Genomic DNA, 16604 nt, shown 5'->3' on the forward strand with positions numbered 1-16604 from the left:
GATGTCCCCGAATCGTAACTCAATGAACCATGGCTAGTCCTAGAACAAGGCAGCGCAGGTTGGTCGCGTTCGCGACGATTGTCGTTGGGGTCGTCGCAACGGTTTCACTTCGCTTATTCATCTCCCCGGCGTTTGACGAACTGCGTCACACCCAGCCGACTGAAACGCTGGCGGAGATGAGGACCGATCACGAAACGCGATTGGTGCGCCGTGAACCGGTTTCCGGACATCGCCAGATCTCCAGCCTTGCGGCCGGGCGATGGTTCGAGTTCCCGTCTGACGCAAGATTGCTATACGGATACTACAACGAACCGTCGGGAAACGGTCCCCACCCCACGATCGTGTTTGCTCATGGAGGATTCCTGCTCGGGAGCGAGGATATCGAGGTTGCCAATCAACTGGTCGAGCACGGTTATGCCGTTTTCGCACCGACTTGGCGTGGGGAAAACGGGAACGCCGGAGCGCATGAGATGTGCTACGGTGAAGTCGACGACATGATTGCGGCAATCGACTTCGTCGAGCGTCTGCCCAGCGTTGATGAAGATCAGATTTTTCTTCTCGGTCACAGCATTGGAGGTTTGCTGGCGGTTCTGACCGCCGAGGTGTCCCCGAAACCGAGAGGCGCAATGGCCTGCGGCGCCGTGATGTCTCTCGAGGTTTTCGCCCGACACGATCCGACGATCCAAGAAAAGTATCCCTACGACACATCCGACAACAGGGAAAATGTCGTACGCTCGCCGCTGAGTTTTGTGAAGGACCTAAAGTGCCCGCTCCTATTGGCATACGGAAGCCAGGAATCAGCGCTCATCCAATTGTCCGAGCGCATGAGATCGAGCGCCGAGCGCGAAAACAAACGCGTTGAGTCGATCGAAATCCCCAATGCCGATCACTTTACCGCGTTTGAACCGTCGATTCCGAGAGCGCTCTCGTTCTTTGACAGTCTTCAATCCCAGCCACGCCAAACACAACGCCCCAGTGTTGCAAAAGCGCCGACCAATCTTGCCGGCCAACAAATCGACAGATTGATCGATACGACTCCTGGACCTCCTCTCGCCGGTGACTCATTACCAAGGCAAATTCCAGTCGTTCAGGGTTGGAACTCACTTGCCGATCCGGGCCCCGCGATCGCCGATTGGCGATGGATCGTCTCTCGGCTGATCGAACGCGACGAATTCAGAAACGTTCGAGTGCTACCAGACAATCCGTATTGGGCAGTCGCTGGTGAATTTGGAACCCCGGGATTCGCCATTCTCAGCGTCGATGGGAAAAAGCAATATCGATACAAAAATGCTTTTCCGAGACCCATTACTCCGTCTGTTGAATGCGAATCGCAGTTTGCTTCGCTTTCCAAGGATGGACGCTTGTTCGCAGTTCGCAATCGTGCCGCGTTACATCCCACCGAGCCGAACGTGTACTGGGTCTCCGTGCATCGAACCGATGGCGGTAGCTTGGTCAAGACGATGATGGACCACGACAATTGCCAGTTCCTCAACGCTTCGGATCTACTGGTCTGGAAAGATGCCGGAAGCAATCCTCAACTCCGCGCCCAGAGGCAAGCGGGGCCTGGCGCTAAGGTTGCAATGCTGCTTAACACGGAGACTGACACGTGGATTGAACGAGGCATGCGGATCTACATCAATGGTCCAGTTCCCGTGACTCCCGGCGGCCAGTATTTCTTCCATATCGATGCCCATACCCGGACGTGGGTCGCGCGTGATGCCAAGTCCGGACATCGATTTGACCTCGATCTAGAACATTCAGGGATTGCCGTGTCAACAAGCGGGCTCGAATTGGCTGCGGTCGCAAATGAGTTGCTGACGGTCAGAGACTTGCAAACGGGTGAGGTGAAACTCACTCGACGTGTCGCCCCGCAATGCATCACGGTGGATTGGCTGGACAACGATCGTTTTTTGATTCTCAATCGTACGTTCGTCGTCGATCGCGCCGATGGAACTCTGATCGCGCGTCTGAACCTGGATGTGGAACTCACCAAGATTCAATCGATGGCGGTGCACGACCGTTGGATCACGACGGCCAATCAACTTGGCGAGCGCGTGGTCCACGAAATCCCAATCGAGCTGATTCGCAAGCTGGCCGCAATGGATGACCGGAATGTGACGGTTGACGTTACGATCGCGGATTCTTTCAATCGATCGTCTCAAAGTCAGCTCAAACCGTATGCAACACGATTGCTTGAGAAACAGGGCTTATCGCTCGGCGACGAAAACTCCCCAATCTTGTTGACCTTGCAACGTGTTCGTTGGGACGATCCACCGGCACGATTGCGAGCGACAGCGCGACTACGCCTCTTTGGAGAAGAACTGCCGCAGATGAAACAATCGGGGCTGTCCAGCGGTTTTCTCCGACAAAGTCCGTCGTTTCAGGGCAAAGTCACGGCGACGGTCCAGATTCGACCGAAGCCCCCTGCCGAGAATGCTGCTGACGTTTGGCGAAGTGAATCGATCACCGTCGATTCGGTGCTCGATGACGTGGAATTGACTCAACCTCTCGAACCGCAGCTTCACGCTGCGTTTTGGGCCAAAGCGATTTCCAGCCTCGATCTCAAGCGGTTGGGGTTGCCGCGTGCCGTCGGTTTTCAATCTCCAGACGACCACCCGCTGATGTCAACACACTACACTTCGGTGTTGGCCCGTACGCCCGAACTTCAAGCGAACGCGGGGCCTGAATCGGCAAAGCCGACCGTCGAGACTCTGCTCACGTATTCAGATCGATGGATCGACCAGGTGCGCAAAGACTTAGGTTTGCGTGCGTCTTACCCTCGAAAATCTCCCGTGATTGCGACGCAACTGCATAGTCGAGACACGATGCCATCATCGTTCGCGCGTGGATCTGTCGGCGGGATCGGCTTGGTAAACGTGAACGGCATCCCAGAACTGTTGATCATGAGTCATGGATCCAAAAAGGAAACGACGTGGCAACGACTCAGTCAAGTTGGAACGACGCAGACGAAAATCACCCAAAGCCCGAACCAATTTCCATCTGCGCTCGACTTGGCAGTCTGTCGCGAATCGGGCCGCTGGGTGCATGTAGGGCGTGAGGAAGTGGTGTTCGGTGAATCGAGCAAGGATGCCTTCCGTGTAAAGCGCGTCGAAATGCCCCACGTGCGGTCAGCGGTTTTCTCCGATGAAGAACGAATACTCTATCTCTCGTTTCAGGAACGTCTGGAGGCCTGGGACGCGAACGCCATTTGGACGGATCGCTTCTGGGTTGATGGCGTCCGGGGCGAGCAACTCAAGTCCGTCAGAAAGATCAAGATTCGTGACGAGGGCGTGTTGTCGTTGCGCAGAGTTCCAAAATCGAAGGACCTGATTGGTTATTCTTCGAAGGCCGTGATCCGGTTCAACGGATTGACGGGCGAGACGGTTTGGGAAATCCCGTGCGACACGATGCCGACCATCATGGTTGATGCAAAAGCGGGCTATGTTTATCTGAAGAAGATCAACAAGTTGCAGAGCAACGGTATCCCAATCGTCGAAAGTTATGTCGACACGTTCAATGTTCATTTCGGGAACTTCGTCAGCTCAAGCAACTTACCGAAATTCATGAACGCGAACCATGCGATGTACGGAAAGTACGGAAGTCGCATGGCCATCAGCGGTCAGAAAGTGGTTGCCGTTTACGACCTTGCAACCATGGAACCGGTTTGGACCAAGGAGATACCGAGAGGTTTCTCGACCCGTTTGGCCTATTCCGAAGACGGAAATGCACTCGCAGTTCACGTCAACCTGGGAAACGGAAATGTCTCGCCGTTTGATGTCTGGAGCTTTCGAGAACCACCAAAGTGACGACGCGGCGACGTCATTTCCCCATGATATCGAACCCAAGCGCGCTGGAGCGAACAGCAGAAACGGGTTTCACCAAGCGCTCCGTCGCCGTGTTTCATTGACCTGTCGGGACGACGCCCCGAATAACGCCCCCTTCCCCTTAAGTTCTTGTGTCGATGGGGTAAGATCTCCAAAACAGAAAACTTCGAAATTGCCAATCCTCCGTCAAAGATGTCATGGTCCAATCCCACGAGCTGAAGCCGAACACTCTGTTTATCGAAGTTTCGGGTGCAGGTCTTCCTGAAGTGGATGGTCTGTTCGTTCCCTCGACGGCTCCGCCGACCGAGTCCGAATCGGGTACCGTTTCGAGCCTCGGTTACTGGAACGGCAAGATGGCGTGGGATCGCGCCGATGGCAAAAGTGCTCGAAGCCCGGCTCTGTCCTATTCCAACAGTTACAAGTCCTGGCGAATTTGTCGACTGGACGGTCATCTTGCCTACGACATGACCTGTGACGATGAACTGCCGCCGACCGATCGGCAATGGCACGTCTACAAGAAAGGCGTCGCTCCGGCTCCCAAGGTCGTGGTGCACCACAGCGACCCACGACTCCCCTGCCCCAAGGCCAATATTGTTTTCGTTCTGGGAGGACCGGGCGCGGGAAAAGGAACGATGTGCGAGCTCGCCGAGTCGCAACTCGGCTGGCACCACTTATCCGCCGGCGACCTGCTTCGCGCCGAGCGTGAAGCGGGCGGCCCGACCGCTGCGATCATCAACGAGGTCATTCGCGACGGAAAGTTGGCGCCGGATGAAATCATCGTCAGTCTGCTGAAGAAATCGATGGAGACGATTACTCGAACGACCGGCAAGAAGAATTTTCTGTTGGACGGCTTTCCCCGCTCGTTGGGCAACCTCGAAGGCTGGTACGACAGCTTCGGTCGAGATGCGGAGTTGCCAAAGATGCTGTACTTCGAGTGCCCTTACGATGTTTTGCGGCAGCGTATTCTGGGCCGAGCGAAGTACACCGGCAGACGCGATGACAATGTGGAGAGTTTGAAGAAGCGATTTGATACGTTCAAGGCGCAGACGCTGCCGACCGTTGAATTGTTCAAAAGCCAAGGCAAGTGTGTTGAGATCGACACGAGCCAAAGTCGCCAAGCGGTTTATGACGAAGTCGTCAGCCATCTGGCTGAGCACACCGACAAAGAGTTTGTGGCCAAACCGCTCACCGAGAGAGCGGAGATGCTGCTCGGATTAAGGCCCTATCCCAAGCAGAAGGCCTGAGCAGGTTGCTGACAGCGGATCGCCACGAAGCTCGATCGCGTGCAACACACATCGATCTTGATGGACCGCGTCAACCCCCGGGATCCGCCAGACGTCCATGGCGCACCGCCGGTCGGATTTGACTTGGGCGACTGGAAAGAAGAAACTAGGGGAAGGAAACGTACCCGGTTTCTTGCCGCCAGGGGATCACCACGCGGTTTTCAGACAGCGATCCTCTGGTTTTTTTGTGCGCGGAGGTCACCCGCAATGGCATCCGTCGGGTTCGAGACGACCGCCCGGCGTCCGCACTACAATGAATGGGATTCAACATGCTCCACTTCCTTGCCTCGATGCGGGCCCCTTGCCGCCGGTCATTCCCTGTCGATGTGCGACGCAGACTCGCTGCACTGGCGTTGGGAATCGCCGCGGCACTGACCGCGTCCGTTCTTTCGCCGACGGTTTTGCAGGCCGAACCGGTAACGCTTCCCAACCTCGTTTTGATTCTGGCCGATGATTTGGGTTACGGCGACGTCAGTTATCAGGGCGCGCCGGATGTCAAAACGCCCAACCTGGATCGATTGGCCGCCGAGGGCATCACGTTCACCGGCATGCGGGCCAATTGCACCGTTTGCTCTCCGACCCGCGCCGCGATCATGACCGGACGTTACGCCGATCGTGTCGGTGTGCCGGGAGTCATCCGGACCACGCCGGCCAACTCGTGGGGGCACCTCTCCCCCGACGTGCCGACGATCGCCGATCGACTGGGCGATGTCGGGTATCACACCGCGATCATCGGCAAGTGGCATTTGGGATTGGCTTCGCCCAACACGCCGAACGAACGTGGATTTGATCTGTTCCACGGTTTTCTGGGCGACATGATGGATGACTACTACAACCACCGTCGTGGCGGCATCAACTTCATGCGTCGCAATGCGCAGGAGATCGATCCGCAAGGCCACGCGACGGAGTTGTTCACGCAGTGGGCGATCGATTACTTGACGCGTCGCAGCAAATCACCCAAGCAGCCTTTCTTTCTGTACCTGCCCTACAACGCGCCGCACTTTCCGATCCAGCCGCCCCAAGAGTGGCTGGACCGAACGAAGGCCCGATACCCGGACATGGAGGACAAACGGGCCCGCAACGTGGCGTTCGTCGAACACCTCGATTACAACTTGGGCAGATTCCTCACGCACCTGGACAGTCTCGGTTTTCGCGATAACACCTTGGTCGCCTTCACGTCTGACAACGGCGGATCGCTCCCGCACGGACAGCGGAATCTACCCTGGCGCGACGGAAAACAGAGCCATTATGATGGCGGGTTAAAGGTCCCGTTCATCATTCGGCCGCTCTACAGACGCTTTGCCGGAACCAAATCAGACTATGCTGGGTTGACCTTTGACCTGACGGCGACATTCTTGGACTTGGCCGGCGCCCCGCGGGACGCAGAATCGGACGCGGTCAGTCTGGGGCCGATTTTGCAAGGCGATCCAATGCCGGACGAGTCCCGTGAACTCTATTTTGTGCGACGCGAAGGCAACCAACGCTACGTGGGTGGCGCGTATCACGCCCTCATCCGGGGGAAATGGAAATTGATGCAGAACGACCCGTTCTCGCCGCTGGAACTGTATGATCTGGAAGCCGACCCGTACGAAGAGCACAACGTGATTGAAACGAATCCGAAAATCGTCGGCCAGCTGAAGCGTTCGCTTCAGGCACACATCCAGCGCGGCGGACGTGTCGCTTGGCAACCGTAAACTCGCAGGCCGACTTCGATGATCCAGCCCGCACTGATTGCGTTGATTCGCGACGGGGAAACAACGATTTACATTGATCCGTTCGGATCGGTGTGTTTCGCGCGTCAATTGATCTGGGGCCAAGATGCATTGGAACGATGGCTCGCCGGACGCGAACCGGTCCATCAATTCGACACCGATTGTGAAGCCGGCGCGGTGATCGATTTTGATGCCCAAGCGTTGCTTTGGTACAGCGAAGAGGAGCCGGTGGATCAGCCGCGAACGATGCAGTTGCTCGACACGTTGATCGCCGAAGCCTGGCAGGGATTCGAGATCTTGTACGCCGACGGAATGTGCGATCTGCAGATTGCCGCCGGCGATTCGATCAGCCACGCCAGCCAGCAACGGTTGAAAGTCATCGACGAGAGCGTCGATCCGCTGGAATTTCGCAGTGAGACGCTCGACGAGGAGTCTCCGCATTGCGAACAGTTTGATCTCGATGACGAAGAGGAGCGTTTCGCCTGGGTGACGATCCTGGATGCAGACCAGTTGATCCACCATCGATTGATCGGAGAGATCACCTCGGACGTGATTCGAAACGAAGACGACCCGTTGTCGCGATTGAAATCACTTCCCGCCTATGACGTGCCCGCCGAACAGAACGTCATCGAAGCGATCATCGTCGACGAGCCCGAGCGACGAATCGAAATCTGGGGAGGCCGCGACATTCGTGCCGCCGCCGGTGAAATGGCACTCCATTGGCCGGGCTGGGACGTGCAGTGTCTCGAAACCGACGGGTACGAGCATCAGTGCCGTTTCAGCGGCCCGACCGGAACACCGATGACGGCCGCAGAGGCGCTCGGAACGCTGGTCCCGATGCTGCTGATGACCGAAAACTTCGATCCCTCGACGATGCTCGGCGAACTCGGGAAATCCTTCAAGGGCTTGATGGCGAAACTGGTGACCGTGGTCACGGTGCTGATTTGCCTGCCCTTCGTGATCTTTGCCTTGATCTCCGGGAATTGGAAAGCGGGGGGAATCACGATCGGCGTGATCGTGGCATTGGTGGTGATCACGTTCAAACTGATCGAGCGAAAATTTCGGCGTGGTTTTGCCGCCACGCTGTCCGAGGTCCATCGCGACCCGGCGATGCCTGACGAGAACGAACCGGCCGCCGCCGGACCGCTGGATCCCCAACAACGCCGACAACAACTCGATCAGTTGCTCTCACGATCCGGTCTGCCGAGCCTCGCGGAGATCGAGCCCCATTTTGACAGCGATGTTCCCCTGGCGGTGTAGCTCGCGTGTCCCCGTCGGACCGCCTCGGGCACGAATCCGTTACAATCCACCGCACCCACGCCGTGTTCCATCGACACGGATGATGCCCCACTTCAGTCAGCCCCCTCCCCTCGCTCCCCCCCATTTCCATCCATGCGATCGATCCTTTGCCTGTCCCTGGCGTTGCTGTTTGCCGCCCCGCTTGCCGCCGGTTCTCCGCTGGTGGCCAATGAACGCAACCTGCTGTTCTGGTTTGATGCCGAAGGGAAGGTGACGGCGAAGGTGGAGCTAAAGGGGGCACCCCATGACATTCACGTGCTCGAGAACGGCAACGTGCTGACGCACCAGGGAACCGAAATCGTCGAATTGGATGCGCAGTCACGCGAGATCGTCTGGAGATTCGACGCGCGTTCGTTGGCGACTGCCAAGAAAGTCGAATTGCACTCGATCGCGCTGTTGCCCAACGGTCAGGTGATGGTGGCGCTCAGCGGCGAAGGAAAGATCTATGAGATCGACCGCGACGGAAACATTCACAAGCAGTTCGACCTCCAACGCGATCGCCCCCATCCCCACCGTGACACGCGTCTGGTCCGCCCGATCATCGACGGCGACCGATGGACGTATTTGGTCGCTCAAGAGGGCGACGGATTTGTCCGCGAGTACAATCGTGACGGCAAGATCGTCTGGGAGTATGACGTGCCGCTGTTCGGCAAGCAGCCCAAAGGCGGACACGGACCGGAAGCGTTTGGGGATTCCGTCTTCAGCGCCCTGCGTCTGCAGAATGGAAACACGTTGATCGCGACCGGAAACGGACACAGCATCCTGGAGGTCACGCCGGAAAAACAAATCGTGTGGCAAGTCGACCAGCACGATTTAAAAGACATCACGCTGGCCTGGGTGACGACGTTGCAGGTACTCGACAACGGGAACATCATCGTCGGCAACTGTCACGCCGGCGAAGGCCAACCGCAAATCATCGAAATCGATCGAAAGAAGAACGTCGTCTGGTCGTTCACCGATTTTGAGCACCTGGGCAATTCGGTGTCCAACTCCGTGGTCCTCCGCTAGCGGAGCGTCGGGTGAACAGGCTTTTTGTTAGCGGCAGGGCGCGAGCCCTCCGGTCTTGCAAGGTGCTTTCACGCTGACACCGGACGGCTCGCGCCGTTCCGCTAACACCTTGAGTTGATTGTTTAAACGCCGAAACGTTCGCGTGGATCGGTCAATCCGTCGGCAAGCCGCCGCAGGGCTTCGGTTTCGATCTGTCGGACGCGTTCGCGGGTCAGGCCGAGTTCGGCGCCGATTTCTTTGAGCGTCTTCGGCTCGCTGCCGTCCAGGCCGAAGCGTAGTTTCAACACCATCGCTTCGCGTTCTTCCAAATCGCCCAGCAGTTCCATGGCGTGACGCAAGATGTCGTGATCGAGCATCATCTCGTCGGGAGCTTTTAAACGCTCGTCCATGACCATCTCACCGAGCGACCATCCCGATTCGCTCTGGTCGCTTTGCGGCGTGCTGTTGCTGATTCGGATCGCTTTGCGAATGATCGGCAGCTTCTTCTTGGGCAATCCCAACACCCGTGCGACTTCTTCGTTGGTCGGGGTGCGGCCGAGCTCTTCGCTCAACCGGGCGGTCGCACGACGCCACTTGCTGAGCAATTCGACCATGTAGGCCGGGATTCGGATCGTTTTGGCGCTGTTGATCAACGCCCGTTTGATCGACTGTTTGATCCAGTAACTGGCGTAGGTGCTGAACCGGGTCCCGACGGTGGGATCAAAACCTTCGACGGCCCGCAACAGCCCCAGGTTTCCTTCTTCGATCAGGTCCTGCAGGCTGAGGCCTTTGCCGGTGTAGCCGCGGGAGATGTTGACGACCAGACGCAAATTGGCGCGGACCATCCGATCGCGTGCTTCGACATCGCCTTGTTCGATCTGGGCGGCCAGTTCCAGCTCTTCTTTGGCGGTCAACAATGCCGTCTCGTTGATCTCACGCAGATAGGTCTCCAGCGGTGACTGCGCCGCATCGGTCCTGCGACTCACCTTGCGAGTTTTCTTGACATCAGCGAGATCCGGATCAACTGAGGGGGCGACGAATTCAGACATGAGAATTTTTGGTAGGTTGAATCGGTGCGACCACCGCCACCGCGGACGTGCGCCGGTGGTCACCGCTGACGGGCGACTGCCGGAGAGAGGTACGTGAGCAGCTGGCAGCCGGCATTCGGGGATGCCGTAAGGACAGCATCGGATCCCAGGTCGGCGAAACTGCAATTCCAGTGAATCGGTCACGGGTTTGCCAGCGTTGGCGATTGTTCCGGTCCTTCCGATTGTTCACAAAACGCGGCTGGGAAGCCCGAGCGGCGCGAAGGTGGCTTGTCGTCGGTCAACCAATGCCGTTTACTTTGTCGGTCCCCGGAACCGAAACTGACTCCCCGCACGGTTGTTTTCCCGACATGTTGATCGACTCCCACCATCACCTTTGGAAATACTCCGCCGAGCAGTATCCGTGGATCAGTGACAAGATGTCGGTGCTGCGAAATGATTTTTGGTCCGACGACTTGAACAGGCTGTCCGACGAACACGGGGTCGAAGGTTTCGTCACCGTCCAGGCCAGGCAATCGTTGGAAGAAACCGAGACGTTGCTCTCGCTTGCCGATTCACAACCATTGATCAAAGGCGTGGTCGGCTGGGTCGATTTTGCGTCCGATCAAATCAGCGACCAACTGGATCGATTCGCCGACAACGACAAACTGAAGGGGTTGCGGCACGTCGTTCAGGATGAACCGGACGATCGATTCATTCTGGGCGCGGACTTTAATTCGGGCATCCGCAAACTGGCCGGACGCGGGCTGGTCTACGACGTCTTGATCTTCGCACGGCAATTGGAAAGCTCCATCGAGTTCGTGCGGTCACACGCCGACATCCCGATGGTGCTCGATCACATCGCCAAACCGACGATCCGGGACGGCGAGCTCGATCGTCAGTGGGCATCACAAATCCGCCAGATCGCTGCCTTGCCGAATCTTTCCTGCAAATTTTCCGGCGTGGTCACGGAAGTCCGCGACACCTGCTGGGACGTTGAAACGATTCGGCCCTATTGGGAAGTCGTCCTCGACGCGTTTGGCCCCGATCGATTGATGTATGGAAGCGATTGGCCCGTCTGCCTGTTGAAATCAACCTACGAACGATGGCTGGAGGCGGTCCGGTCCTTGACCGGCGAACTGTCCAGCGACGAACAAAAACAGTTTTTTGGCGGTACCGCCAAACGCATTTATCACTTGGAGTAAATTCGAACATGCGCGCGATACAAATCAGTGAAGTCCAAACGCTAAAGCCGATCGAAATCGACCCGCCGGCCGCCCCCGGGCCCGGACAAGCCCTGGTGCGAACGCACCGGATGGGCGTTTGTGGAACCGACATCAGTTGCTACCTGGGGAAGTTTCCGTTTTTTGATTTCCCCCGCATCCCCGGCCACGAGTTGGGCGTGGAGGTCGTTTCGGTCGGTGAAGGCGTGACGAATGTTGTCGCCGGGGACCGTTGCAGTGTGGAGCCCTACATGAACTGTGGGACGTGTTACCCCTGTCGCCGCGGCGCGACGAACTGTTGTCAAAACCTGAAAGTCATCGGGGTGATGATGGACGGCGGGCTGTGCGAATCCTTTTTGGTTCGCGCCGACAAACTGCACCCGTCCAAGAAACTCACGTTCGACCAACTCGCGCTCGTGGAGACACTGGCGATCGGTTGTCACGCCAATGACCGTGCCAATCCACAACCGGCCGATCATGCGATGATCATCGGGATGGGGCCGATCGGATTGGCGACGTTGGAGTTTGCAAAATTCACCGGCGCGAAAATCAGCGTGATGGACATGAATCCCGATCGGCTGGAGTTCGTCCGACAGAATTACGGGGTCGAAAACACCATCGAGTTCAAAGGGGATGGCAGCGAATTGGAGCGGATGCGTGAGCTGACCGGCGGCGATCTGTATCAATCGATCGTCGACGCGACGGGAAACCGCCATTCGATGGGCGGCGCGCTGAATTATTTGGCCAGCACCGGATCGTTGGTCTACGTCGGCATCACGACCGACGAAATCACGTTTCGACACCCGACCATGCACAAGCCGGAAGCTTCAATCCTGGCATCACGAAACGCGCTGCCGGGCGATTTCACCCGGATCATTCAATTGATCGAAATGGGGATGATCAACACCGATGCTTGGATCACCCACCGAACCGACATGGACCGCGTCCTGTCGGATTTTGAATCCTACACGAAGCCGGAAACCGGGGTCATCAAGGCGGTGATTTCCGTTTGCGATTGATCACAGATCCAATCCGGCCACCCAGCGGGCCCAATCGGGTTCGTCCAGGGGATCCAACAGCGGTTCGGGAATGATGGGCAGGCGCTTGCTTTCGGGCGTGCCCGGCGTCTGGGCTCGGACGGTCAGCAATCCATCGACGTTCAATTCGAAACCGATCGATCGTGTTCGTTTGAGTTGATTGTTGGAATCCTTGTCGACCTGAAATTCGTAGCGTCCCAGCGAGTGCCATTTGTCGCCTTGGACGCCGGAGGATTCGACGACCGACAGGGTCATGGAGAAGCGATTTTTGGCGATCGTCAACTTTCGGTTGGTGCGTGCCGGCAATTTTTCGCCCCGCGGGATGATCGGCAAGATCCGCCGCCGCCCGCGACTGTCTTCGATCACGATTCCGATCGTTTGACTGGAAACGCATCGCGGCGGCAACAGCAGATCGCTGCGTTGCGGCAGTTCGGCGGCCAGACAGGCGGCCGCACCGCGGGCGATGTCACTGTGATCGACGACACGGACGTCCAGATCGGGCGAGAGTTTCTTGAACAAACGGGTCTGCAATTCATCGATCCGCAACAGCGGCCCGTGGATCACGGCTGAATCAATTTTCTTGGGATGCACTCCCGCTTGCTGACAAACCGCGTGCATGTCGCGGCGGATGCCGTGGATCAGATCGGCACATCGTTCCAGCCACGTTTTTCGCGATACCGTGATCGAATGGGCGCGCTCGTCTTTTTCAATGCTGATGGTCACCTCCGACAGCATGAGCAACGAGTTCATTGCGTGCTCGCAAGCCATCTGCAACCGCGACGCCTGGATCGTGTTTTCGGTCGGGTCGAAACCATGGCGCTTTCGAAACCCCTCGGCGGCGAGCGTGACCAATCGGTGTTGCCAGCTCAACATGCTGGTATGCCAATGGCCGGCGTTGGCCAGTTGTTTCAACTGCATGCCGTCGCGTTGCACCAAGGCGACCTCGGTGGCTTGCCCCGACAATCCGATGAACAGCATCGTTTCAGCCGAATTGATGTCGATCGGCTTATTCTCGCTGGACACCACGCCATCGATATCCAACAACAGCGACTGGATGGCTGCGACGTTTCGGTCGACCAGACGAACGGATTCGAGCCCCGCGATACGACAGGCTTGCTTGATGCTGCGTCGATGAAATTGGTCGTAACACGCCGGGACCACCATCGACGTCAACTTGGGCATGGCGCGTCCCGGCCAGGCGTTGGAGACGATTCGTCGGATCGCCAACGCCAACAGCACTTCCGGCGGACAATGGCTTCCGGCAATCTCGCGGCGGACCACGTCTTTGCCGATGTACATCGGCAGACAGTGCACGACGTTCTTCGGCGCGACCCGGCGCATCTGGTTGGCGTCCATGTCAAACAACAGTCGCCCCTGATCGTTGGCGATCACCATCCGGAACAAAGGCTGGTCCTCGGCGCCGGCGACCAAGTTGTGGATGCCGACCCCTTGCACAGATTCCGCCGCCGCGGCGTAGGACATCCCCATGTCGATTCCGAACACGGGTTGATTGGCGATCGCCGTGGAGCCGCCGGACATCGTGGAATCGTTGACGCTGGATTGTCGATTGACGAATTCCGCCAACCAGGCGGGACTATGCGATTCCTCGGCATAGGCTCCCAGATCTTCCACGACTTCGTCCAATGACGCGTAGCGTTCACTGAGCCGTTTGGCCATCATCCGACGCAGCAGATTGGACAGCCCCAGGTCGACGTCGCTGCGGAGTTGCATCAGATCGGGGATCTCGCCGTGACGATGGCCATAGACCTGGTCCAGGTATTCCCCCTGAAACGGCGGCTTGGCGGTCAACAGAAAGAACAGCACCGCCCCCAAGGAATAAATGTCACTCCTGGGGTCCGCGTCGTCGGGCGATTCGAGCTGTTCGGGAGACATGTAGGCCAACGTCCCGATCAGCCGTCCCTTGCGTTTGTGATGGGAATCGGGGTCTTGCACGCGGCCCAATTCACGGCCGTCTTCGGACCACAGGACGTTGCTGATTTGAGCCAGCCCCAAATCCAAGACCTTGATCGTCCCGTCGACGGCGCGGATCAGGTTGCCGGGTTTGACATCGCGATGCACGATGCCGGCGCGATGCGCGTGCAACAGCCCCAGAGCGGCTTGTCGCACGATCGCGGCGGCCATTCCGGGTGACAGCGGACCGTTTTTGGAAACCAGTTTCGTCAACGTCAAACCGTCGACATACTCCATCACCAAATAGTGGATCCCGCCAAATTCGCCGGCGTCAAAGGCGGTGACAATGTTCGGGTGCATGACGCGGGACGCGGCACGGACTTCGTCATAAAACCGCTCCACCGACGCCTCGTCCGAGATCCGATCGCTCCGCAACACCTTGAGCGCGACCTTGCGCTGCATCCGCACATGTTCGGCGGAAAACACCTGCCCCATGCCGCCCGAACCGATCAGCCCCGTGATGCGATACTCGCCGATCTGCTTGGGGACGGTGGCTTCGGAGCTCGCCGAGCGTTTTCCCGGCATGCTGACGGCGGCGGCCTGCACCGCTTCGATGGGCTGATCGGAGGCCACGCTGAGTTCGATTTCCGGCTCGGAAAGGTCGCCGAGTTCGCAGGTCGCGGGATCGGCGGCGACCGCTTCGCTATACGTCGGCGCACTGCCAAGTTCCGTCGAATCGACGAGGCGGCCTTCGAACTCGCTGGAAAGCGAATCGGGCGTCAAATCATCGCTATCTGGGATGGGGCGGGACAAATTGTTGGTCGTCGCAGGAGGGACGGGGGTCAGGTGATGGTCGAGTGAGATCCGTCCACCCGATCGCCCCCTTTCCAATATATCGAAATACCGGTGGAGTTGTCGGAGTTGGATCAGGCACGTTACTCTAAGACGTCGGAATACGAAGTCGGCGGGTTGTCGGCCGACTCGTCCGTTAGCCTTCACACGAACTCGGCCCATTATCTTGCCAGCACCGGATCAATCGTCAATATCCAACCGCGAGCCCTGCGATCAACCGGCGGGCGCGTCGGATCCCCGCGTCCTTCGGATTGCAACCCGAGAAAGCCCACTGGCCCTTTGGCAGGCACAGCACGTCGCCCAACTGCTGGCCACGCATACCGTTGCGCCGCGGATCGTGCCGATGGTCAGCAGCGGCGATGTCGACATGCGGCCGATCGACGGCAAACGCTCCGTCGGCGTCTTCACCAAACGGATCCAGCAGGCCCTGCTGGACGACGAGGGGGACGTGGCGGTGCATTCGATGAAGGATCTGCCGACCGAAGCCCACCCGAGCCTTCGCATGGTCGCCTCGCCGGCGCGAGAAACGGTGGCCGACTGCCTGGTCTCGCCGAAGGGGGTGGAACTAGACGCGTTGCCCAAAGCCGCCCGGATCGGCACCGGCAGCCGCCGCCGCGCGGCACAATTGCTGAAGCTCCGTCCCGACCTGGACGTGCAACCGATTCGGGGCAACGTCCAGACACGGCTGCAAAAAATGCACGACGGCGACTACGACGCGATCGTTCTCGCCGCGGCAGGCATCGAGCGGTTGGAGATGCATGATTTGCCCCGCGCGGTGCTGCCGCTGGATTGCATGTTGCCCGCTCCCGGACAAGGCGCCTTGGCGATCGAAGTCCGTGGCGACGATAGCGATGCCGTCGCGGTGGTCTCGCAGATCAATGTTCCCCGTTCGGCCGCTTGCACGCTGGCCGAACGGACGTTGCTGTCGCAGCTTCACGGCGGCTGTTTAGCCCCCATCGCCGCGTTGGGAACGGTTTCCGAAGTCGCCGCGGACGGGCAAACCGTGTCGGTCCTGCATTTGGTCGCCCGCGTGTTGTCGCTCGATGGCAAGGTCTGCTTGGAATCCGAAGCCGACACGCCCCTGGATTTGGCATCTGACGATTGGCAAACCACGGCCATCGCGTTGGGGCGGCAGGTCGCCGAGATGCTGATCGACCGGGGAGCCAGACCGCTGATCGAAGCCGGCCGGTGAGCCATGGTCGGAACGTCGATTCTTTTGCTGCAGGATTTTGCAACCCATTTAGATTCTCTCCCTCTGGGAGAGACGGCGTTTGCGCAGCAAGCAAACGCCAGAGAGGGCCGGCGCTGCGAACGTCTTAGCGCCTTCCGCGACGATCAAATCCGCCACTTATACAATTGACGTTTCTAACCGTTTGCGCAAGCCCCATGCCACCGCCTTTGACACCAACCGGGGCGTTGTTTGTTAGCGGCAGGGCGCGAGCCCTCCGGTC

Annotated in this window: 10 protein-coding genes; 8 read left to right on the forward strand and 2 right to left on the reverse strand. The window is 58.4% G+C overall.

Annotated features, from left to right (window positions below; genetic code table 11):
- The first annotated feature begins 29 nt into the window (after positions 1-29).
- From Enr13x_RS24070 to Enr13x_RS24090, 5 genes are all read left to right on the forward strand, one after another.
- Positions 30-3806, forward strand: coding sequence for an alpha/beta fold hydrolase (locus Enr13x_RS24070; RefSeq protein ID WP_145389382.1), 3777 nt, complete (start codon positions 30-32; stop codon positions 3804-3806).
- Positions 3807-4021: 215 nt separating this feature from the next.
- On the forward strand, positions 4022-5068 hold the full coding sequence (locus Enr13x_RS24075; RefSeq protein WP_145389383.1) for a nucleoside monophosphate kinase: 1047 nt from the start codon (positions 4022-4024) through the stop codon (positions 5066-5068).
- A gap of 308 nt (positions 5069-5376) precedes the next feature.
- Positions 5377-6801 (forward strand): sulfatase-like hydrolase/transferase, encoded by a 1425-nt coding sequence (locus Enr13x_RS24080; RefSeq protein WP_231743750.1) that lies wholly within the window; start codon positions 5377-5379, stop codon positions 6799-6801.
- Positions 6802-6819: 18 nt separating this feature from the next.
- Positions 6820-8079, forward strand: a complete 1260-nt coding sequence (locus Enr13x_RS24085) for a hypothetical protein (protein WP_145389384.1) — start codon at positions 6820-6822, stop codon at positions 8077-8079.
- Between the two features lie 132 nt (positions 8080-8211).
- The gene (locus Enr13x_RS24090; RefSeq protein ID WP_145389385.1) at positions 8212-9126 is read left to right on the forward strand and encodes a beta-propeller domain-containing protein; all 915 of its coding nucleotides are present in this window, start codon (positions 8212-8214) and stop codon (positions 9124-9126) included.
- A gap of 122 nt (positions 9127-9248) precedes the next feature.
- Here Enr13x_RS24090 and Enr13x_RS24095 read toward each other — a convergent pair whose 3' ends face one another.
- Positions 9249-10154: a sigma-70 family RNA polymerase sigma factor gene (locus Enr13x_RS24095; RefSeq protein WP_145389386.1), complete on the reverse strand. Its 906-nt coding sequence runs from the start codon at positions 10152-10154 to the stop codon at positions 9249-9251.
- Between the two features lie 284 nt (positions 10155-10438).
- Between Enr13x_RS24095 and Enr13x_RS24100 the strand changes: the two genes are divergently transcribed.
- Positions 10439-11335, forward strand: a complete 897-nt coding sequence (locus Enr13x_RS24100) for an amidohydrolase family protein (RefSeq protein ID WP_231743751.1) — start codon at positions 10439-10441, stop codon at positions 11333-11335.
- An 8-nt stretch (positions 11336-11343) separates the two neighbouring features.
- A complete protein-coding gene (locus Enr13x_RS24105; RefSeq protein WP_145389388.1) occupies positions 11344-12372 on the forward strand; it encodes a zinc-binding alcohol dehydrogenase family protein in 1029 nt (342 codons plus the stop codon).
- On the opposite strand, the gene Enr13x_RS24110 is transcribed toward Enr13x_RS24105, so the two are convergent.
- Complete coding sequence (locus tag Enr13x_RS24110) at positions 12373-15114, reverse strand: protein kinase domain-containing protein (protein ID WP_197455319.1); 2742 nt, start codon at positions 15112-15114, stop codon at positions 12373-12375.
- Positions 15115-15319: 205 nt separating this feature from the next.
- Here Enr13x_RS24110 and hemC point away from each other — a divergent pair, with 205 nt between their 5' ends.
- The gene (gene hemC / locus Enr13x_RS24115; RefSeq protein ID WP_315856906.1) at positions 15320-16345 is read left to right on the forward strand and encodes a hydroxymethylbilane synthase; all 1026 of its coding nucleotides are present in this window, start codon (positions 15320-15322) and stop codon (positions 16343-16345) included.
- Positions 16346-16604: the final 259 nt, after the last annotated feature.

Origin of the sequence: Stieleria neptunia, from assembly GCF_007754155.1 — a bacterium.
Taxonomy (GTDB): Bacteria; Planctomycetota; Planctomycetia; order Pirellulales; family Pirellulaceae; genus Stieleria; species Stieleria neptunia.